Source organism: Actinoplanes sp. NPDC049668, assembly GCF_044465445.1.
Classification (GTDB): domain Bacteria; phylum Actinomycetota; class Actinomycetes; order Mycobacteriales; family Micromonosporaceae; genus Actinoplanes.
The window spans coordinates 811,174-830,017 of sequence record NZ_JBITLR010000003.1; the positions used below are offsets into that span (position 1 = coordinate 811,174).

Consider the following 18,844-nt stretch of genomic DNA (forward strand, 5'->3'; position numbering starts at 1 on the left):
CTAAGCGGTGAACCTGGCGCCCGCGAACCTCTGCAGCACGGCGACCACCTCGGCGGGCGATTCGCGAAGCTCGTCGAGCTGAATCACCGGGTAGCCGGCGCGGTCCTCGCCCTTGCGCCGGTAGTTGGGCTTGGTGCCGAGGTCGACACCGGGCGCGGGCCAGAGCACGAGATGCGGTGCCGCCGGCGGGTCGAGGTAGTGCAGCCTCTCGAGCGTGACCGCGGCCAGCGACTCCCAGGGGATGTCGGCCTTGAGAACGCTGCTGCGCACGATCAGCGTGCTGTCGCCGGCCACCAGCCGAAAGGGATGGCGAAGTGTCGAATAGATCTGACCCACGCCCACCAGCGCGAGGACCGCACCGATTCCATACGCCAGCCAGGGTCCCAGGACGAACTCGCGGCCGATGAGGTTCAGCAGCGCGGGCATCGCGAGCAGCAGGGCGCCGCCCGCGGTTATCAGGATGGCGATGCGGAGCACCTTGCCGGTGTCGCGGTGCAGTTCCATGGTTCCCCCGAGCCTGGTCGCGTGTGCTGGAAGCGCAGCGACGCTAGCAGGGGCAACGACGGGTGACAATGTCTCAGACGCGGCGCAGGACCGAGACGACCTTGCCGAGGATGACCGCGCGGTCGCCGTCGATGGGCTCGTAGGCCGGATTTCGGGGCTCGAGCAGGACGTGCCCGGCGCGGCGGCGGTAGACCTTGACCGTCGCCTCCTCGTCGATCATCGCGGCCACGATGTCGCCGTTGTACGCCTCGGGCTGCTGCCGGACCACGACGATGTCCCCGTCGCAGATCGCCGCGTCGATCATCGAGTCGCCCTGCACCCGGAGGCTGAACAGGTCGCCGCGGCCGACCAGCCCGCGCGGCAGCGTGAGGATCTCCTCGGGCGACTCCTCGGCCAGGATGGGGCTCCCGGCGGCGATGACGCCGACCAGCGGAACGCCGACCGTCGCCGACTCGCCCTCCTCGCGGGCGGCCCCCGGCAGGAACATGCGGATGTCGACCGGGCGGGTCGCGGTGCGGCCGCGGCGGAGAAAGCCGAGCTCCTCCAGGGCGCGCAGGTGCCGGCCGACCGACGAGCTCGACAGCCCGGCCGCGTCGCCGATCTCACGGGTGGACGGCGAGTGGCCGTGGTTGATCGCCCATTTCTGGATGACCGCCAGGATCTGCCGCTGCCGAGGCGCCAGCCTCGACGTGTCAAGGTCAAGATCCGGAAGCATCCCGAAATTCTCACCCATCGGTACGCCTCAGGCGTCGAGCCACGCCGTGGTGAACGGCTCCCGGCGGGCGCGGAGGTCCGCGTAGGCCGCCACGGTCAGCGGTATCAGCACGACGCCGCAGATCAGCGGACCCAGCTCGCCGAGGACCGTGCCCGTCACTGAGCCCAGGACGATGCTGCTGGTGTCTGTGAACGCCGTCACGCCCGTCAGGCTCAGCGCGGCGGTGCCGACGATGAGGGGCAGCGAGATGGCCAGGCCCAGGCCGGCGATTGTGGCGATCCGGGCGACGGCGGCGCCGAGGTCATTGTGGAAGAGGCTGAAGCAGCGGGTGACGGGGTTGCCCGGCTCGAACAGCACCACGACCGGCAGCACGACGAAGACCGCCGCGACGTAGAAGACCGGCAGAACGAAGGCGAGCAGCGCGGCGACCGTGATCAGGCTGGTCAGCAGCGACCAGCCGATCATCGCCGGTACCCGCGGCAGAACCGCCCGCACCGCCCGCCCGACGCCCGGGTCCGCGCCGGTCGCGATGCTGACCGTGACCCGCACCGTGACCAGCGTGCCGATCAGATAGATCAGCGGTTCGAGACAGTTGGCTACCACCATGAGGCCGTTGGCGGCGAGGAGCGGGCCGGACAGACCGTCCGGGTCCGAGAAGTCCCGGGAGCTCAGGTCGTCGAACAACTCGGCGGGGATCAGCACGACCAGGGTCGCCGCGGCGGTGAGCACCTGCACCAGGGCCAGCGCCCGCCACCCTCGCCGGATGACGGCGAAGCCGCGCCGCCACCAGCCCGCGAAGTCGGCGCTGACCAGCGGATCGGCCGGGTCGAACCGCGGGTCACTGTCGGGCACGCCCAGCATGGGGTAGCCGGGCAGGCCCGGCGGCGAATAGGCCTGCGGCTGGACGGGTTCGTGATCGGGTGACACGTCCGGCGGGCCGGGAAGCGGGGGGTTCGACATACCGGGCACTCCGAGCGGATCTTGGCGAGGGTCCGGAAATATAAGCACAGATCTGCAAGATTCGTCGCCCCGGGGCGTGGATGGCGCCGCCGGGACGGCGCCATCGGCTCGGTCAGTCACGCACGTAGTAGTGGCCGTTGGTGTCGTCGAACCTGCCGCCGGCGCGGCAACAACGGCTGAAACCGCCGCCCGGACCCGCAGGGGCACGGGTCCCTGCCGCCGAGCTTTTCGATCAGCTCGGTGTCGGCACCGACCGTCCGGTCGCCGCGCTTGACCTGGGTCTCGCTAGAGGGAACCCCCTGCGACGTTTGCTGGTCGGCTCAAAAGGACGCCTGGGCGTCGTATTCGCGGTACATGACGGCCTCCTCGAAGATGTTGACGGCCGGAAACGTACCGGTGCGCCGACCCGCGACGCGACCGGTTTTCGGCCGGCTGAGAGGCTGGGGGCACGATGACGGACAAGGTCGACTTCAAGAAGACGCTCGACGCCTACCGGGCGCGCCAGGGCCAGGTGCGGACGCTGACCGTGCCCGACCTGCGGTACCTCATGATCGACGGCCGCGGTGACCCCAACACCTCGCCGGCGTTCGCCGAGGCGGTGCGGGCGCTGTACCCGGTGGCGTACAAGCTGAAGTTCGCCAGCAAGCGGGAGCTCGGGCGCGACTACGTCGTGCCGCCGCTGGAGGGCCTGTGGTGGGCCGAGGACATGGACTCGTTCACCTCGGCGCGGGACAAGTCGCGCTGGGACTGGACGCTGATGCTCATGGTCCCGGACTGGACCGACCCGGCGGCCTTCGCCGCCGCCGTCGAGCAGGCCGGTGCGAAGGACCGGCCGCCGCGCCTCGACGACGTGCGCCTGGAGACCCTGTCCGAGGGGCTGTGCGTGCAGACCCTGCACGTCGGCTCGTTCGACGACGAGGCGGACGTGCTCGCGCGGCTGCATCACGAGGTCATCCCCGGCCAGGGGCTGCGCATGGCCGGCAAGCATCACGAGATCTATCTCAGCGACTTCCGCAAGGTCGCGCCCGAGCGGCAGCGCACCATCCTCCGCCAGCCGGTCGAGGCCGCCGACGTGGTGTGATGGCGTCGTGGGCAGCGCCGTAGAGGACACCAACCGCCGCATGCTGCGGGCCCGGGACGCGATGGACCGCGCGTACGCGCAGCCGCTGGACGTCGCGGCCCTGGCCCGGATCGCCCACGTCTCGCCGGCGCACTTCACCCGCACGTTCCGGGCCACCTTCGGCGAGACGCCGCACCGCTACCTGCAGCGCCGCCGGGTCGAGCGGGCCATGTTCATGCTGCGGGAGACCGAGACCAGCGTCACGGACGTCTGCTTCCAGGTCGGCTTCGGCAGCACCGGAACCTTCAGCCGCACGTTCCGCGAGATCGTCGGCCGGTCGCCGCGGGACTACCGCCGGCAGAAGGGGACCACGGGCCTGCCGACCTGCTACACCATGGCCTGGACCCGGCCGAACGACTGAGCAGTTTCGGATAAGTTTTCGCCCGGCGCGCTCAGTAGCGTGATGAGCATGTTCACCGCGATCACACACTCACAGATCTACGTTCTCGACCAGGACGAGGCCCTCGACTTCTACGTCGGCAAGCTCGGTTTCGAGGTCAACACCGACGCCGAGCTCGGCTTCATGCGCTGGCTGACCGTCAACGTGCCGGGCCGGCCGGACCGCCAGATCCTGCTGGCGAAGCCCGGCGGCCCGCAGATGTCCGAGGAGACCGCGCGGCAGGTCCGCGAGCTGCTGACCAAGGGCGCGGCGGGCGGCACGCTGATCCTCAGCACGGACGACTGCCGCAAGACCTACGAGACCCTGCTCGGCCGCGGCGTCGAGTTCACCGACGAACCCACCGAGCGCCCGTACGGCATCGACTGCGGCATGCGCGACCCGTTCGGCAACCACATCCGCTTCACCCAGCCCAAGGGCTAGCGGTACGGCGGGAAGCGGCCCGCCAGCGCCTCCGGTGTGGGCGGTCCGGCCAGCTTCTCGAAGGCGTCCGGATCGGTGACCACCCGCCAGGTGTGGAACGCGTGCCGGCCCGCGGCGAACCCCGCCTTGTAGGCGAACAGGGAGTCGGCCGCCCCGCCGAGACCGCCGCCCAGGTGGTAGATCGTGTTGCCCCGGTCCCGGCCCCAGCGGCGGACCTCGTCGTAGAGCAGCTTGTCCGCGTACCGGACGCCGCCGTCCCGGGTCGCCTGCAGGTGGGTGTGCATGATCCCGTCGTACTCGAAGAACAGGTTGCCGCCGAGCAGCTCGCCGTCGGCGGAGAGCGCCGCCGCCAGGTGTATCCGGTCGCCGAGGGCCGCGCGTAGCCGGTGGAAGTGGTCGGCGGTGAAGAAGTAGAAGTCCGTCGCGCCGACCCGGCGCATGGTGGCGTGGTAGGTGCCGATCCACTCGTCGTAGCGGTCCCAGTCGTCGAAGACGATCTCGACGCCGGCCCGGCGGGCCTTGTTGATCTGGTTGCGGTGCGTGCGGTGGGTCTCGTGCCACAGCTGCTCCGGTGACAGCGTGAGGTCGACGGAGACGGTCTCGCCGTGCTGGACGACCGTGCCGGCGGCCGCGAGGGCCGCGGCCGGGGCCGCCAGCAGCGGGTGCAGCCGGACGAAGGCGGTGATGACGCCGAGCGCGCCCAGCGACTCGGTCATCGCCGCCGCGGCCCGTGACCAGAACGCCGGGTCGTCGGTGTCGGCGACCGGGCCGGGGTAGCCGTAGGGCGAGATCGCGTCGCGCAGGTCGGTGTCCGGCACGGCGCGCAGGACCAGGGGCAGCAGCAGGACCTGGCCCGCCTCGTCGTATCGGTATGCGGCCGGAGCCCCTCCGGTGAGTCCGGCGTCGATGCGCACGTACTCCGGTAGGTGGTACACGTCGTGCCTGATCCGGCTCAGCGCGTCGGTCCACGCGGCATCGTCGGGCTCGAGCAGGGCGGCTCCGGCCATCCGTCACCCCTTTGCGGGTCTGGGTCTCACCCCGTACCGCTGCGGCGGGCGACCGGCCTGGGTGGTGCGCGAGGCGCCCGGCCTCCGTCGGGCTCGGCTCCACCGGCGTGCGCTGAGTGTCCAGCGCAACAGGGTGCGGGGGATCGCGTTCTGGGTCGCGATGTGCAGCAGGTATCTCCACATCGGATATTCGCCCCGCCGGTCGGACAGCGCATAGGAGAACTGCTTGGCCGGTAGGTCCACATAGTCTGTCACTCGTTCGAACCATTCACTACTGGCCTTTGCGGCACGTTGCAGCGGCGCGAGTGCCGCCTTGCGGCGATGTTCGTAGCGTTCCAGCGCGACGGCGAGCTCGTCCTCTGAGGACACCGCGTCGGCTAGTGCCATTGCGTCCTGAATGGCCAGTTTGGTACCCGAGCCGATGGCGAAGTGCGTGGTGTGCGCGGCGTCGCCCATCAACACGACGTTGCCGTGGTCCCAGCGCTGATTGGTGATCCGGCGGAAGTTCAGCCAGCCGGTGCCGCCGACCTCGGCGCGGTGGTCGATCAGCGGCTGCCCGCCGAGGTGCGCGGCGAAGATCTCCTGCAGCCGGGCGGCGCCCGCCCGGGCGTCGAGGCCGTCGAAGCCGAGCGCCGCCCAGGTCTCGGGGGCGCACTCGACGATGAAGGTGCTGGTCTCGGAGTTGAACGGGTACGCGTGGTACCAGATCCAGCCGGCCTCGGTGCGCTCGAAGCCGAACGTGAACGTCTTGAAGACGTGTGGCGTGCCGAGCCAGATGTACTTGTTGCGGCCGACCTCGATGTCGGTGCCGAAGTGCTCGGCGTACCGCTCGCGGATCCGGCTGCCGGCGCCGTCGCAGGCCACCACCAGGTCGGCGTCCGGCAGCCCGGACTCGTCGGTCAGCTCGTCCCGGTGCCGGACCTCGACGCCGAGCTCGGTAGCCCGCTGGGTGAGGATGTCGAGCAGGGTCTTGCGGCCGAGGCTGAAGCCGTAGCCGGCGAGGTGGGTCGCCGCCTTGCCGGTGGCGCGCACCCGGTACTCGTCCCACCGGCAGGCGGCGTCCCAGATCCGGCGCGCGCTGACCGGGTCGTACCGGAACAGGTCGTCGATCAGGTCGTCCCAGAAGACCACGCCCCAGCCCCACGTGACGCCGGCCGGGTTGCGTTCCAGCACGGTCACCTCGTGCGCGGGGTCGGCCAGCTTCGCCAGTACCGCGAAGTACAGGCCGGCGGGCCCGCCGCCGACGCAGTTGATCCGCATGCCGAACTCCTAACGGTAGGACGGGAAGGTGGCGGACAGGTCGGCCGGATCGGCCTGCGGCGCCCGCTGCCGGACGAGCTCGGAGTACGCGGCCTCGTCGGTCACCACGCGCCAGGTGTGGAACGCGTGCCGGCTCGGCGAGAAGCCCGCCTTGTACGAGAACAGCGAGTCGTTGCACCCGCCCTTGCCGCCGCCGAGGTGGAAGACGGTGTCGCCGCGGCTCTTGCACCAGCGCCGGACCTCGTCGTACAGCAACTCGTCGGCGTAGCGGCGGGGAGCGCGGCGGGTCGACGAGACGTAGCCGGTGGCGATGCCGTCGTGCTCGAAGAACGTGTTGCCGCCGACCACCTCGTCGCCCTCGAGGGCGACGGCGAGATGCATCCGGTCGCCGACCGCGTCGTGCATCGCCGTGAGGTGCTCGTGGGTGAAGAAGTAGTACGACGTCGCGCCGACCCGGCGCATGTTGTCGTGGTAGACCTCGACCCACTCGCCGAGGCGGTCCCAGTCGTCGAACACGATCCGGGTGCCGTCGCGGCGGGCCCGGTTGATGTGGTTGCGGTGGTCGCTGCGGGTCTGCTTCCACATCTCGTCGAGGCTGACCGTCAGGTCCATCGACACCGTCTCGCCGTGCCGGACCAGCGCGCCGAAGCGGCCGAGCGTCTCCAGCGGCGCCCGCAGCAGCGGGTGCATCCGGACGAAGGCCGACACGATCCCCTCGGCCCGCAGGGTCGCGATCATCGCGGCGCAGGCCCGCTCCCAGAACCCGGTGTCGGCGGGTGCGTCGCTGACCGGGCCCGGATATCCGTACGGCGAGAGCGCGTCGCGCAGCTCCGAGCCGGGTATGTCGCGCACGATCAGCGGCATCAGCAGCCGCCGGCCCTCCTCGGCGTACCAGAACGCGATCGGCCTGCCGCCGTACAGTCGCGCGTCGAGCACGACGTATTCGCTCTCGTGGTACATGTCGTGCGCGGTGTGTTGCAGGGCTTCCTTCCACTCCCGTGCGGCCGGTTCCAGCAGGGCGGCGCGCGGCGATGCGGTCATTCTGTTGCCTTTCCTCCAGCCCGGACTACGACCCCAGCAGCCGGGCGTTGAACGCCATGTTCGCGGCGAACTGATCGTTGACCACCCGGTGGTCCTCGAGCCGCCGCTGCACGGCCGGGTCGAAGCGACCCAGCTTCACGAATCCGTCGGAGAACCAGCCGTTGTCGGCGCCGGTACCGTCCACGAATTCGCGGTAGGTCGTCGCACCCGGCCAGATCACCTTGGTCAGCAGCGCCGAGAACGCCGCCATGTCGGCGGCGGTCCAGAATTGGCCGCGGGCGCGGGCCTCGACGACGTACGCCATGACGCCGTTGCCGTGGCTCACGTCCTGCCCGGGCCGCCGGGCCGATCCCCAGACGTCGCTCCAGAAGTACGCGGTGGCCTCCGCCGGGTTGCGCCGCAGCTGCGGCCGCAGGCCCGAGCGGGTGCCGGGCACATGCTGGTCGACGTTGGCGACGACCTGCTCGTACCGCGCGCGGCGGGCCGGGTCCGCGGTGATCTGCGCCAGGTTCAGCGCGATCAGCGCCCAGTGCGCGGCCATGTGGGTGCGCTCGCGGTAGATGTTCGCGGCGGCGCCGCGGGAGTGCCACTTCGCGAAGACGTGCTCCTCGGCGAAGCGCAGCAGCTTGTCGTGGCGGGCGAGGTACCCCGGATCGCCGTACACCTCCGGCACCTCGCGCATGGCGACCAGCAGCGTGGTCGCGTACCGCCAGAAGTAGCTCTCGTAGAGCGGGACCTCGTCGCCGCCCTGCCCGGAGGCCGACGACGCCCAGCCGAGGTATTCGTCCTTGAACTGGCTGCCGCGCAGCGAGGAGGAGGCCACGGCGGACGCGACGACGTTCTCGACGAACTCCAGGGCGCGGTCGAGGTAGCGGAGCTCGCCGGTGGCCCGGAACATCGCGACGCACGAGTCGAGCGAGTACGACAGGTCGTAGTGGTGCCAGCTGTCCGTCGACTTGCTCATCGGCAGGCTGGTCCGGTACTGGTAGTCCCAGCTCTGCTCGAACACCGAAGTCCAGTGCGCGACGCCGCGGAGCTTGATCGTGCCGGGCGCCGCGGTCGGCGCGGCCGGCAGCGGGTTCATGATCGGTGTCACCGAGTTGTCCCGCGGCGCGCTGGCCGCGGTCAGCGAGACGATGCCGAGCAGCAGCACGCTGCGGCGGCAGATCCGGTTGCGGTCGCAGGTCATGTCGTCACCGGCTCTCGTACGCGCGCGGGCAGGTCGGGCACGGCCGGCGCCGACGGGGTCACCGCCGCGCCGGCGGCCAGCGCGGCGAACATCCAGGCGAGCCGTGAGTCGTAGTAGTCGCCGGAGAACAGGCTGCTCAGGGCCACGAAGACCGCCGAGGCCGCGGCGAGGGTGGTCAGCTGCGGGTGCGCGCCGCCGCGGATCGTCCGCGCCCACAGCACGATGGCGGCGGTGAGCAGCACCATCCCGGCCAGCCCGCCCTCGGCGGCGACCGCGAGCACGTAGTTGTGCGGGTACTCCACGGCCTGGTTGACGCCGATGGTGCCGTAGAAGCCGTCCAGCCCGGTGCCGATCAGCGGATGCTCGACGGCCAGGCGCCACGCGGCCGCCCAGATGTCGGTGCGGTCTGACGTGTACTGCTCCTCGACCGTCTGCTCGACGAAGCGCTCCTGGAACAGGTCGGTGAACGCCGGCGGCGCGAACGCCCAGACCACGGCGATGGTCGCGACCGTGACGGCGCCCGCCGCGACTACGAAGCCGGTGTGCACGCGCCGCCGGATCCGCCACAGCCCGGCGGCGCCGACCGCGAGGCCGGCCAGCAGCCCGGCGCGGGAGCCGGACAGCACGGCCGCCAGCAGGAACAGCGGGATGGCCAGCAGCGGCAGGATGCGCCGGGTGAACAGGTACAGCGCGATCGCGCTGATCACGCCGAGGATCTCGATGCGCACGAAGACGTTCGGGCCGCCGCCGAAGGCCGAGTATCGGCCCTGCTCGCCGGGCCCGTTGATGAACAGCGCGGCGAGCGCGAAGACGACCGCGGCGACGAAGAACAGCAGGAACGTGGTGCGGGCGACCGCCACCGGGTCGCCGACGGTGTAGAAGTAGTAGGCCAGGGTCAGCACGGACATCAGGACCAGGTCGAGCGTCTGCGGGCCGACCCGGGACGCGTGCGGCGCCCACAGCCCGGAGGCGATCTGGAAGAGGAAGAAGAGCATGGTCGCCACCAGCCAGCCCTCGGGCCGGGGCGCGGTGAGCCCGTGCGGGCGCCGGGCCGCGTCGACCGCGAGCACCACCAGGGCGACGATCAGGCCGATCACCCGCAGGTCCACCCAGGCCAGGTCGACGAACCCGGCGCGGTCCAGGGTGAACCGGCCGCCGATCGCCACCAGGATCAGCACCAGACCGGGCGCCAGGAAGACCCGGGGGGTGCGCAGCCAGCCCAAGGTGTTCACGGCGCCACCGCCCGGTCCCGCACCACCCGGCTGGTGACCAGGGCGAACACCAGGCAGGCGCCGTAGCCGAGCAGCGAGCCGTACGCCGCTCCGACGATGCCGTGCCCCGGGATCAGCAGCAGGTAGGCCGCGAAGCTCACCGCGAAGCCGGCGACCTCCGCGGCGGAGACCAGCGCGCTGTGCCCCTTGGCGATGAGCAGGCCCAGGCAGATCCGCGACACCGCGTAGAGGCCGGCCGCGGCGACCAGGGGCAGCACGACGGCCTTGGCCGGGTCGTACTCGTGGCCGAACACCGGCACGATGAGCAGGTACAGGCCGGCGGCCACCAGCGGGGCCACGACCAGGGAGTAGACGGCGGCGGCGGCCAGGATGGGCCGGACGTTCAGCCCGCCGCCGCGGTGGGTCGCCCGCCATTTCCCGAGGCGGGCATCCGCGTACGCGCGCAGCGGCCAGGCCAGCAGCTCCGTCATCGTGGCGACGCTGGCGTACAGGCCGAGGGCGGAGGTGGAGGCGAGCGCCGGCAGCGCCAGCCGGTCCGCCCGCAGCATCGCCATGTTGGACAGCGCGGCGGGGAAGAGGGCGAGCCCCTCCTGGCGTACCGCGCGGTTGCGGCCGGGCGGAATCGGGGTCGCGGCGCCGACCGGCTGCCGCAGCCAGATGACCAGGAAGGCGACGGTGGGCACGGCGCCGGCGAACAGGTAGCCGAGGATCCAGTAGGTGGGGTGCGAGACGTGCGCGACGAAGAGCGTGACCAGCAGCGCGAGCAGCAGCAGCGACTCGAGGACGCGGGCGTAGAGGAACTCGGCCATCCGGCCCGCGGCGATGGCCACCGCGCGCGTCGCGAGGATCGCCGTCTCGACGAGGCCGTAGGTGACCAGCAGGGCGACGACGGCGGGCCCGGGGTTGAGCCGCTCCGGCGCCACCGAGGTGTACACGGCGGCCGCGCCGACGCCGACCACGCAGGGGACCAGCAGCAGCCGCGCGAACGCCCGGACGGCGACCGCGGGCGCGGCGTCGTGGTAGTTCGCGACGAAGCTGCGCTCGGTGCCGAGCAGCAGCAGCTGGGTGGTCAGGTAGACCACCTGCAGCATCAGGGCGACCTCGCCGCGGCCGGAGGTGCTCAGGGCGCGGACCATCAGGATGTTGGCGGCCAGGGCGACGGCACCGGTCAGCACCTGCGACGCGAGCAGCTGCAGGTACGGCTCGCGGAGCTGGGCGCGGGCCCAGCCGGCCGGATCGCGGCGGCCCTCGGCCGCCGCGGTGCGCTCGGCCGCCCGCAGCTCACTCACCGGGCTGCTGCTTGTCGTCGTCGGTGCCGCGCTGGGTGGGCAGCTTCGGCTGCTCGGCCCGGTCGCCGCCGGCCGGCGGGTCGTTGACGACGACCTTGGCCTGTCCCCGCGCCGCGCCGGCGGCACCGGCTTCCTCGGGTACGGGCTCAGGCTTGGCTTCGGGCGCGGGTGCGGGCTCCGCCGCCGGTATCGGCGCCGGCACCGAGGCCGAGGCCGAGGCCGAAACCGGCGCCGAGGCCGAGACCGGCGCTGGGGCCGGCGGCGGCGCGGGCTCGGCGGCCGGCTCCGGTGTCGGTTCGGGGACGGGCCTGATCTTTTTCGTCTCCTCGCCGGGCGTGCCCAAGGTGGCCTTGACCACCTGGGCGCGGCCGCGCACCGGGCCGCCGTACGCGGGGAAGATGACCGTCTCGTCGGTGGCGACGCCCTCGCCGGGCCCGCGGTCGTCGCCGCCGAGCAGGCTGGACAGCAGCTCCGGCTCGTGCTGCTGCGGCAGCGACTCCTCGCGGTGCCAGGTGCCGCCGGTCGGCAGCTTGCGCGGCAGCGCGTTGAGCACGGCGCCGGCGAGCCGGGCGCCGACCCGCTGCAGCAGGTCGGCCGAGCGCTCGACGTCGGCCGTACGGGTGCGGTTGGCCCGCACCACGAGCAGGGCGCTGTCGGTCACCTTGCCGAGCACGGCGGCGTCGGCGACGCCGTGCAGCGGCGGCGCGTCCACCAGCACGATGTCGAACCGCTCGGTGAGGGTGCGCAGGGTGGCGCCCAGCGTCGGCGAGGCCAGGATCTCGCCGGGATCCGGCGTCGGGTCGCCCGAGGGCAGCACGGTCAGCCGGCCGTCCAGCGAGTCCTGCAGCACGTCGGGCACCCGGGCCGCGCCGGTCAGCACGTCGGCCAGCCCGCGGCTGGTGTCCAGCGACAGGTACCGGCCGAGGCCGGGGTTGCGCAGGTTGGCGTCGACGAGCACCACCCGGGCGCCGGTCTCGGCCATGGCGATGGCCAGGCCGCAGGCGACGGCGGTGGTGCCCTCCTTCGGGTGCGGGCCGGTGAGCAGCAGGGACGTGCCCCGCGCGCCGGGGCGCTTGAAACCGGCGAAGTCCGGCAGCAGGCTGCGCAGCCGCCGGAACGCCTCGGCGAGCGCCTCGTCGGGCGAGCCGTCGCGGCGGGACCGGCCGCCGATCGAGATGACCCCGACCGTGCCGAGGCCGAGGCGGCGCAGGTCGTCCTCGTCGTTGACGGTCTTGCGGGTCGCCTCGCGCGCCGCGACCGCGGCGGCGCCGATCAGCAGCCCGAGCACCGCCGAGAAGCCGATGTTGCGGGTCAGGTTGCCGGGCTGGCGGACGGTGACCGGGTTCTGCGCGATCGAGACCGACGGCCGCGGCCCGTCGTCGGCGTCGCTCGGCGGATCCAGCTGCCGGGCCAGGCCGATCAGCACGGCGGTCGCGGTGGTGACGATCCGCTCGCTGCGCTCGGCCGACGAGTCGGTGGCGGAGACGACCAGCAGGTCGGTGCCCTCCTGCACCTGAGCGGAGAGGCTCTTCTGCACCTGGGTGGCGCTCAGCTCCGGTCCCAGGTCCTTGACGACGCTCTCGGCCACCCGGGGCCCGGTGAGCAGCGCGATGTAGGAGTTGAGCCGGCTCGCCTTCGCGTCGGGGTCGCCGGCGCCGGTGGTGACGAACAGGATCATGGAAGACCGGTACTCCGGCTTACCGGTGAGTGTCAGGCCGGCGGCGACGCCCGTGGCGAGCAGTACCGGCACGACGATCCACACCCACCGGCGCCGGCAGGCCCGTACGTACTCGCGCAGTTCCACGTCTGCCCTCTCCCGATCATCACGACTGCTCGGACAGGGCCGCGGTGGCCGCGGCCCGGCCCTTTCGCCCGGTGGCCGCCGCGCGGTTGAGCACGGCCTCGAAGCGTTCGAAGAGCAGGTCGCGGGAGAACTGCTCCACCGCGAGCCGGTGCGCGGCCTCGCGCGCACGCTTGAGCCACAGCTCGTCACGGAGATGCCCGGAGAGCAGGTCGGCCGCCGCGTCGGTGTCGTAAGGGTCGAGGACCAGGCCCGCGCCGGATTCGCGCAGCAGATCGCTCTGCCAGCCGCCGTAGTTGATGGCGATGGGCCGGGAGGCGGCGAGCGCGTCGAAGAACTTGTTCGCCGAGTTCTCCCAGAGCGCGCGGATCGGCCGCACGAAGCTGGTCGACATGGTGGCCGCGCCGAGGATCACCGGCAGGTCGGCCTTGGGCACCTTCTCCCACATTTGCACGGTGCTGTCGAGCAGGCCGTGCCCGGCGGCGAGCCGCCGGGTGTCGTCCCACTCCTTGCCGTGGCCCACGATCAGGACCTGGATGTCCGGGTCGAGGTCGCGCAGCCGCAGCGCGGCCCGGACCAGGTAGTCGACGCCGTTCACCGCGCCGAGGGCGCCGGTGTAGACGATCAGGGGCCGGTCGCCGAGCCAGCGGTGCTCGTCGCGGAAGCGCCGTACGGCCTCGGGCCGCACCTCGAACAGGTCCAGGTCGGCGGCGTTGGGGATCACGGTGGTGCGGGTGCCCGGGCGGCGGGCGGTGACGCCGGCGGCCATGCCGGGGGAGAGGGCGACGACCTCGGCGGCGCTGCGGTAGGCGAGGTTCGCCAGGGCGCCGGCGAGCCCGCGCATCACCGGGTTGCGCAGCGCGCCCATCTCGATGGGCACCTCGGGCCAGAGGTCGCGGACCTCGAAGACGAACGGCACCCGGCGCAGCTTCGCCGCGATGACGCCGGGCACGGCGACGGTGAGCGGGGTGCTGGTGGCGAAGACCAGGTCGGCCTTGAGCGAGGTGGCCTTCGCCGCCGCCAGGGCCATGAACTCGGCGAAGGCGCGCAGCCGCCGGGCGAAGGACATGTTGTTCGAGTACGGCACCGAGAACCAGTGCACCTGTACCCCGTCGTCGTCGGTGCGCCGCCAGCCCAGCGAGCGCTTGCCGGGCGTGATGTCGGTCGTGATGACGTGCACGGTGTGCCCGCGGGCGACGAGCCGGCGCGCCTGCTCGTAGGACCTGATGCCGCCGGTCATCCCCGGGTTGCAGTAGTACTGGTGTATGTAGACGATGTTCATCCCGCCGCCACCCTCCTGCTCGGCCGTCACCGGATCACCGCGCGGACGGCGTCGACGACGCGCTGCCGGTCGTCGTCGGTGAGTGCGGATCCGCTCGGCAGGCACAGGCCGCGGCGGAACAGGTCGGCGCTGACCTCGCCGCCGCGCATCACGCAGTCGCGGAACACCGGCTGCAGGTGCATCGGCTTCCAGGTGGGCCGCGCCTCGATGTTGAGCGTGGCGAGGTGCTCGAGGATGCGGTCGCGGTCGGCGCCGAACTCCTCGGCGTCGACCAGCAGGCAGGTGAGCCACCAGTTGGGCGTGCCGTACTCGGCGACCGGCATGAACGCCAGGCCGGGCAGGTCGCCGAGGGCGGCGCGGTAGTAGCGGGCCGTCTCGCCGCGGGCGGCGACCAGGTCGGGCAGCCGCCCCACCTGACCGCGGCCGACCGCGGCGAGCAGGTTGCTCAGCCGGTAGTTGTAGCCGACCGAGCGGTGCTCGTAGTGCGGCACCGGCTCGCGGGCCTGGGTGGCGAGGTGCCGGACCTGCGTAGCGACCCGGCCGTCGTCGGTGACCAGCATGCCTCCGCCGCCGGTGGTGACGATCTTGTTGCCGTTGAAGGAGAGCACCCCGGCGAGGCCGAACGATCCCGCGGCCCGGCCCCGGTACGACGCGCCGAGCGCCTCCGCCGCGTCCTCGATCAGCGCGACGCCGTAGCGGTCGCAGGCGTCCAGCAGGGGCTCGTAGTCGGCGCACTGGCCGTACATGTCGACGGTGACGACGGCCCGGGGCAGCCGGCCGAGCGCGGCCAGGTCGCGCAGCTCCTCGGCGACCAGGCCGGGGTCGACGTTCCAGCTCTGCGGCGTGCTGTCGAGGAAGATCGGCCGGGCGCCCAGGTACATCACCGCGTTGGCGGTCGCGGCGAAGGTGAACGAGGGCACGAGCACGGTGTCGCCGCGGCGCACGCCGGCGGCGACCAGCGCCAGGTGCAGCGCCGCGGTGCCGCTGCTGAGCGCCACCGCGTGCCGGACGCCGACCAGGTCGGCCACCTGCGCCTCGAACGCGTCGAGGTCCGGGCCGACCGGCGCGACCCAGTTCGAGTCGAACGCCTCGAGCAGCAGCTTGCGCTCGACGCCGCTGACGTCGGGCGGGGACAGGTAGATGCGGGCGTCAGTCATGGACACGCGTCCTGACGGCCCAGATCGGCCAGGCCGGGTGGAGACCCTGGCGCTGGATGAACATCGGGGAATCACCCGGGTGCATCGGGGCCCGCAGCGTGGTGGCGAAGCTTCGATAACCGGCCTCCTGTACGGCGCGCAGCTCGCGTTCGCCGAAGTCGACGTTGCTGCCGTACGGTGCGGCGAAGTCGAGCACGGGCACGCCGAGCTCGTCCTCGATGGCGTGCTTGGAGTCTCGGATCTCCCGCAGCGCGGCGGCGTCGTCCAGGTCGGCCAGGCGCTGGTGGGTGACGGTGTGCGAGCCGAACCGGTATCCCTGCGCCTGCAGGTCGCGGCAGTCCTGCCAGGTGAGGTTGCCGTCCCGGCCGACCAGCCCGGTGGTCAGGAAGAAGGTGGCCGGCACGCCGAGCTCGCCGAGGAGCGGCGCGGCGACGTCGCGCCAGGTGGCGTGGCAGTCGTCGAAGGAGAGGCAGAACATCGGCCCGGCCAGCTCGCGCCGGCCGGCCAGGACGTCCAGCGCCTCGTCCCAGGAGATCAGCGGCCCGCGCCCCTGGAACGTGCGCAGGTGCCGGCGCAGGTCGTCGGCGTAGTCCGGCGGCACGTCGTGGTAGAACGGGAAATAGAGGCCGGCGGTGCTCGGCAGGCGGCGGAACATGCCGGCCGGCGCCAGCACCCGGCCCTGCGCCCGTGGTCGCGCCCGGAGCCGGCTACGCAGCCCCAACTCGTTCAGGCGGCGCTTGATCCGGGTCTGCGACTCCACCCTCGCCCACCCCTCCCCGCTCGTCTGCTTTCCCTGTCGACTCACTCTTGCAAATGGATGGTGGGTGGCGTCAGTAGCAATTGTCATAGGGAACGTGAGGAAAACTCATATCAATTTGAGAAGGGCTGAACGGTCCTTGCGGAATGAACTTCCGGCGGGGCATCATCCGCCACAAGGGGAGGATTACATGCTTCGACTACAACGGGTCGAGCCGACGCCCGCGCTCTGGTCCGACCGCGCCGGCTACCCGGATCGCCTGATCTTCCACACCGAGCCGTGGCTGCGGTTCGTCGCCGAGTCGCAGCGTGCCGAGCCGGTGCTGGCCACGATCACCGACGGCACGGACACCGTCGGGCACTTCACCGGCCTGCTCACCAGGCGATACGGGCTGCGGATCCTGGGCAGCCCGATGGCCGGCTGGACCACGTCCTACGTGGGCTTCAACCTGGAATCCTCGATTCCGCGCCGCGCCGCGCTGGAGGCCCTGCTGCCGTTCGCGTTCGGCGATCTCGGCGCCGCGCACCTGGAGATCCGCGACCGCGGGCTGACCGAGGCGGACCTCGGCGGGCTGGGCCTGCGCTGGGCCGCCGCGCCGACCGCGGTGATCGACCTGAGCCCGGCCGAGGACGACCTCTTCGGCGCGATGGCCAGCGCCTGCCGCCGCAATATCCGCAAGGCCGGAAAGTCCGGAGTGGTCATCGAGGAGGCGTCCGGCGACGATCCCGCATTCGCCGATGAATTCTACGATCAATTGCGCGACGTATTCGCGAAACAGGGCCTCGTGCCGACCTATTCGATCGAGCGGGTCCGTTCGCTGATTAGCAATCTCGCGCCGGCGGGCAGCATTCTGCTGCTGCGCGCCCGCGACGCCGAGGGCCGGTGCATCGCCACCGCGGTCCTGCCCTGGTATCACCGCACGATGTATTTCTGGGGCGGCGCGAGTTACCGGCAGGACCAGCATCTGCGCCCCAATGAGGCGCTCATCTGGTACGCACTGCGCTGGGCCAAGGGCCGCGGCGTCACCGAGTTCGACTTCGTCGGCGGAAACTCCTACAAGGCCAAGTACGGCACCACGGAGGTGCCGGTGCCGTGGGCGCGCCGCTCGCGCTCGCCGTTGGTCGCACGCCTGCGCGACGTGGCGAAGGAGGGCTTCGCACTCAAGCAACGCGCCGCCGCCCGCCTGACCAGGGCGAGGTAGATATGACCCCAATGTAACTATTGGCGCGTCTTGTCAGTATCGATGGTTTTCTTTCCCGTGTTGCCCGAGAAGTATGGCGAGGGCAGGCAGCGTAGCGATTCCGTTACTTACCGTGCCCGTTCGCCCGTGGTGTTCTGAACCGCCGCCCGCGATCCGATCGCTCGCCTGCCCCGTCCGCAGAGACCATGCGGCCGAGAGGGGGTGACGCACCTGACCGAGTGACCCGGCCAAGTCGAGTTCGATCAGGAATGGAGCGCAACGAGATGCCAGGCAACAAAGCGGTTGTCTATCAGGGCCCGGGCGACGTGGAAGTCCGAGACAGCGATTATCCGACCTACGAAATGAAGGACGGCCCCGGCGTCAACAAGGCCAATGTCGGCCGCAGGACGCCGCACGGCGTGATTCTTAAGACCGTGGCCACCAATATCTGCGGCAGCGACCAGCACATGGTCCGCGGGCGTACGACGGCGCCGGAGGGGCTCGTGCTCGGGCACGAGATCACCGGTGAGGTCGTCGACGCCGGCCCGGACGTGGAGTTCCTCAGGGTGGGCGACATCTGCTCGGTGCCGTTCAACATCTCCTGCGGGCGGTGCCGCAACTGCAAGGAGGGCAGGACCGGCGTCTGCCTCAACGTGAACCCGGACCGGCCCGGCTCGGCGTACGGCTACGTCGACATGGGTGGCTGGGTCGGCGGCCAGTCGGAGTACGTCATGGTGCCGTACGCGGACTGGAACCTGCTGCGGTTCCCGGACCGTGACCAGGCGCTGGAGAAGATCCTCGACCTGGCCATGCTGGCGGACATCTTCCCCACCGGCTACCACGGATGCGTCAGCGCCGGCGTCACCACCGGATCCACCGTGTACATCGCCGGCGCGGGCCCGGTCGGGCTGGCCGCGGCCACCTCGGCCTTCCTGCTCGGCGCCGCCGTCGTCATCGTCGGCGACCTCAACGAGGAGCGGCTGGCGCAGGCGCGCAGCTTCGGCTGCGAGACCGTCAACGTGGCGCAGGGCGACCCGGCGGAGCAGGTGCAGCAGATCCTCGGCCGGTCGGCGCCGGCGATCGGCCAGCCCCTGGTCGACGCGGCCGTCGACGCGGTGGGATTCGAGGCGCGCGGGCACGGCAGGGACGCCGACACCGAGATGCCGGCGACCGTGCTGAACTCGTTGATGGACCTCACCCGGGCCGGCGGCGCGATCGGGATTCCCGGCCTGTACGTCACCGGCGATCCCGGCGGCGTCGATGAGGCCGCGCGGGTGGGCTCGCTCTCCATCCGGCTGGGGCTGGGCTGGGCCAAGTCGCACTCGTTCGTCACGGGTCAGTGCCCGGTGATGAAGTACAACCGGGCGCTCATGATGGCGATCCTGCACGACCGGGTCCAGATCGCGAAGAACGTCAACGCGACGGCGATCCCGCTCGACCAGGCGCCGCAGGGCTACCGCGACTTCGACCAGGGCGCGGCGCGCAAGTACGTCCTCGACCCGCACGGCATGATCGGCAAGCGCAACTGAA

Annotated in this window: 19 protein-coding genes; 5 read left to right on the forward strand and 14 right to left on the reverse strand. The window is 71.6% G+C overall.

The features are described 5' to 3' along the window. The 4 genes from ACIBSW_RS16470 to ACIBSW_RS16485 all read right to left on the reverse strand — a co-directional run bounded on the left by ACIBSW_RS16470 (position 1) and on the right by ACIBSW_RS16485 (position 2,415). The gene (locus tag ACIBSW_RS16470; RefSeq protein WP_354728239.1) at positions 1 to 504 is read right to left on the reverse strand and encodes a hypothetical protein; all 504 of its coding nucleotides are present in this window, start codon (positions 502 to 504) and stop codon (positions 1 to 3) included. A gap of 73 nt (positions 505 to 577) precedes the next feature. Then, the gene (gene lexA / locus ACIBSW_RS16475) at positions 578 to 1,219 is read right to left on the reverse strand and encodes a transcriptional repressor LexA (protein WP_354728241.1); all 642 of its coding nucleotides are present in this window, start codon (positions 1,217 to 1,219) and stop codon (positions 578 to 580) included. A 27-nt stretch (positions 1,220 to 1,246) separates the two neighbouring features. Next, the gene (locus ACIBSW_RS16480) at positions 1,247 to 2,179 is read right to left on the reverse strand and encodes a hypothetical protein (protein ID WP_354728243.1); all 933 of its coding nucleotides are present in this window, start codon (positions 2,177 to 2,179) and stop codon (positions 1,247 to 1,249) included. Between the two features lie 116 nt (positions 2,180 to 2,295). Continuing rightward, on the reverse strand, positions 2,296 to 2,415 hold the full coding sequence (locus ACIBSW_RS16485; protein ID WP_354728281.1) for an SEC-C metal-binding domain-containing protein: 120 nt from the start codon (positions 2,413 to 2,415) through the stop codon (positions 2,296 to 2,298). A gap of 215 nt (positions 2,416 to 2,630) precedes the next feature. On the opposite strand from ACIBSW_RS16485, the gene ACIBSW_RS16490 reads away from it, so the two are divergent. Genes ACIBSW_RS16490 through ACIBSW_RS16500 form a run of 3 tightly spaced genes read left to right on the forward strand, consistent with a single transcriptional unit; the run spans position 2,631 to position 4,119 of the window. Next, positions 2,631 to 3,260 carry a GyrI-like domain-containing protein gene (locus ACIBSW_RS16490; RefSeq protein ID WP_354728245.1) on the forward strand — a complete coding sequence of 210 codons (630 nt, stop codon included), beginning with the start codon at positions 2,631 to 2,633 and terminating at the stop codon, positions 3,258 to 3,260. Positions 3,261 to 3,267: 7 nt separating this feature from the next. Then, entirely contained in the window at positions 3,268 to 3,660 is a 393-nt protein-coding gene (locus ACIBSW_RS16495) for an AraC family transcriptional regulator (protein WP_354728247.1), read from the forward strand. Between the two features lie 48 nt (positions 3,661 to 3,708). Beyond that, entirely contained in the window at positions 3,709 to 4,119 is a 411-nt protein-coding gene (locus tag ACIBSW_RS16500) for a VOC family protein (protein WP_354728249.1), read from the forward strand. Here the strand turns inward: ACIBSW_RS16500 and ACIBSW_RS16505 are convergent. Genes ACIBSW_RS16505 through ACIBSW_RS16550 form a run of 10 tightly spaced genes read right to left on the reverse strand, consistent with a single transcriptional unit; the run spans position 4,116 to position 16,137 of the window. Continuing rightward, positions 4,116 to 5,126, reverse strand: coding sequence for a GNAT family N-acetyltransferase (locus ACIBSW_RS16505; protein WP_354728251.1), 1,011 nt, complete (start codon positions 5,124 to 5,126; stop codon positions 4,116 to 4,118). The two genes, ACIBSW_RS16500 and ACIBSW_RS16505, sit on opposite strands and share 4 nt — an antisense overlap. A gap of 3 nt (positions 5,127 to 5,129) precedes the next feature. Next, entirely contained in the window at positions 5,130 to 6,386 is a 1,257-nt protein-coding gene (locus tag ACIBSW_RS16510; protein ID WP_354728253.1) for an FAD-dependent monooxygenase, read from the reverse strand. A 9-nt stretch (positions 6,387 to 6,395) separates the two neighbouring features. Further along, the gene (locus tag ACIBSW_RS16515) at positions 6,396 to 7,427 is read right to left on the reverse strand and encodes a GNAT family N-acetyltransferase (protein WP_354728255.1); all 1,032 of its coding nucleotides are present in this window, start codon (positions 7,425 to 7,427) and stop codon (positions 6,396 to 6,398) included. 25 nt (positions 7,428 to 7,452) lie between these two features. Next, on the reverse strand, positions 7,453 to 8,616 hold the full coding sequence (locus ACIBSW_RS16520; RefSeq protein ID WP_354728257.1) for a hypothetical protein: 1,164 nt from the start codon (positions 8,614 to 8,616) through the stop codon (positions 7,453 to 7,455). Further along, positions 8,613 to 9,848, reverse strand: a complete 1,236-nt coding sequence (locus tag ACIBSW_RS16525) for an O-antigen ligase family protein (RefSeq protein WP_354728259.1) — start codon at positions 9,846 to 9,848, stop codon at positions 8,613 to 8,615. The genes ACIBSW_RS16520 and ACIBSW_RS16525 overlap by 4 nt, the downstream gene beginning before the upstream one ends. Beyond that, positions 9,845 to 11,137: an NAD(P)H-quinone oxidoreductase gene (locus tag ACIBSW_RS16530; protein ID WP_354728261.1), complete on the reverse strand. Its 1,293-nt coding sequence runs from the start codon at positions 11,135 to 11,137 to the stop codon at positions 9,845 to 9,847. Before ACIBSW_RS16530 ends, ACIBSW_RS16525 begins: the two co-directional genes overlap by 4 nt. Further along, positions 11,130 to 12,941 (reverse strand): polysaccharide biosynthesis tyrosine autokinase, encoded by a 1,812-nt coding sequence (locus tag ACIBSW_RS16535; RefSeq protein WP_354728263.1) that lies wholly within the window; start codon positions 12,939 to 12,941, stop codon positions 11,130 to 11,132. Before ACIBSW_RS16535 ends, ACIBSW_RS16530 begins: the two co-directional genes overlap by 8 nt. Before the next feature lie 19 nt (positions 12,942 to 12,960). Next, a complete protein-coding gene (locus ACIBSW_RS16540; RefSeq protein WP_354728265.1) occupies positions 12,961 to 14,250 on the reverse strand; it encodes a glycosyltransferase family 4 protein in 1,290 nt (429 codons plus the stop codon). Then, a complete protein-coding gene (locus ACIBSW_RS16545) occupies positions 14,247 to 15,377 on the reverse strand; it encodes an aminotransferase class I/II-fold pyridoxal phosphate-dependent enzyme (RefSeq protein ID WP_354728267.1) in 1,131 nt (376 codons plus the stop codon). Before ACIBSW_RS16545 ends, ACIBSW_RS16540 begins: the two co-directional genes overlap by 4 nt. After that, positions 15,370 to 16,137 carry a polysaccharide deacetylase family protein gene (locus tag ACIBSW_RS16550; RefSeq protein WP_354728269.1) on the reverse strand — a complete coding sequence of 256 codons (768 nt, stop codon included), beginning with the start codon at positions 16,135 to 16,137 and terminating at the stop codon, positions 15,370 to 15,372. Before ACIBSW_RS16550 ends, ACIBSW_RS16545 begins: the two co-directional genes overlap by 8 nt. Positions 16,138 to 16,324: 187 nt before the next feature. Between ACIBSW_RS16550 and ACIBSW_RS16555 the strand changes: the two genes are divergently transcribed. Beyond that, on the forward strand, positions 16,325 to 17,335 hold the full coding sequence (locus ACIBSW_RS16555) for a GNAT family N-acetyltransferase (protein WP_354728271.1): 1,011 nt from the start codon (positions 16,325 to 16,327) through the stop codon (positions 17,333 to 17,335). Positions 17,336 to 17,598: 263 nt separating this feature from the next. After that, complete coding sequence (gene fdhA, locus ACIBSW_RS16560; RefSeq protein WP_354728273.1) at positions 17,599 to 18,843, forward strand: formaldehyde dehydrogenase, glutathione-independent; 1,245 nt, start codon at positions 17,599 to 17,601, stop codon at positions 18,841 to 18,843. The last annotated feature ends 1 nt before the right edge of the window (position 18,844 follow it).

Bases quoted from the DNA above. Each gene is read 5' to 3' on its own strand.
- ACIBSW_RS16470 (WP_354728239.1), bottom strand. From the start codon at position 504: ATGGAACTGCACCGCGACACCGGCAAGGTGCTCCGCATCGCCATCCTG.
- lexA (WP_354728241.1), bottom strand. From the start codon at position 1,219: ATGCTTCCGGATCTTGACCTTGACACGTCGAGGCTGGCGCCTCGGCAG.
- ACIBSW_RS16480 (WP_354728243.1), bottom strand. From the start codon at position 2,179: ATGTCGAACCCCCCGCTTCCCGGCCCGCCGGACGTGTCACCCGATCAC.
- ACIBSW_RS16490 (WP_354728245.1), top strand. From the start codon at position 2,631: ATGACGGACAAGGTCGACTTCAAGAAGACGCTCGACGCCTACCGGGCG.
- ACIBSW_RS16500 (WP_354728249.1), top strand. From the start codon at position 3,709: ATGTTCACCGCGATCACACACTCACAGATCTACGTTCTCGACCAGGAC.
- ACIBSW_RS16505 (WP_354728251.1), bottom strand. From the start codon at position 5,126: ATGGCCGGAGCCGCCCTGCTCGAGCCCGACGATGCCGCGTGGACCGAC.
- ACIBSW_RS16510 (WP_354728253.1), bottom strand. From the start codon at position 6,386: ATGCGGATCAACTGCGTCGGCGGCGGGCCCGCCGGCCTGTACTTCGCG.
- ACIBSW_RS16515 (WP_354728255.1), bottom strand. From the start codon at position 7,427: ATGACCGCATCGCCGCGCGCCGCCCTGCTGGAACCGGCCGCACGGGAG.
- ACIBSW_RS16520 (WP_354728257.1), bottom strand. From the start codon at position 8,616: ATGACCTGCGACCGCAACCGGATCTGCCGCCGCAGCGTGCTGCTGCTC.
- ACIBSW_RS16545 (WP_354728267.1), bottom strand. From the start codon at position 15,377: ATGACTGACGCCCGCATCTACCTGTCCCCGCCCGACGTCAGCGGCGTC.
- ACIBSW_RS16555 (WP_354728271.1), top strand. From the start codon at position 16,325: ATGCTTCGACTACAACGGGTCGAGCCGACGCCCGCGCTCTGGTCCGAC.
- fdhA (WP_354728273.1), top strand. From the start codon at position 17,599: ATGCCAGGCAACAAAGCGGTTGTCTATCAGGGCCCGGGCGACGTGGAA.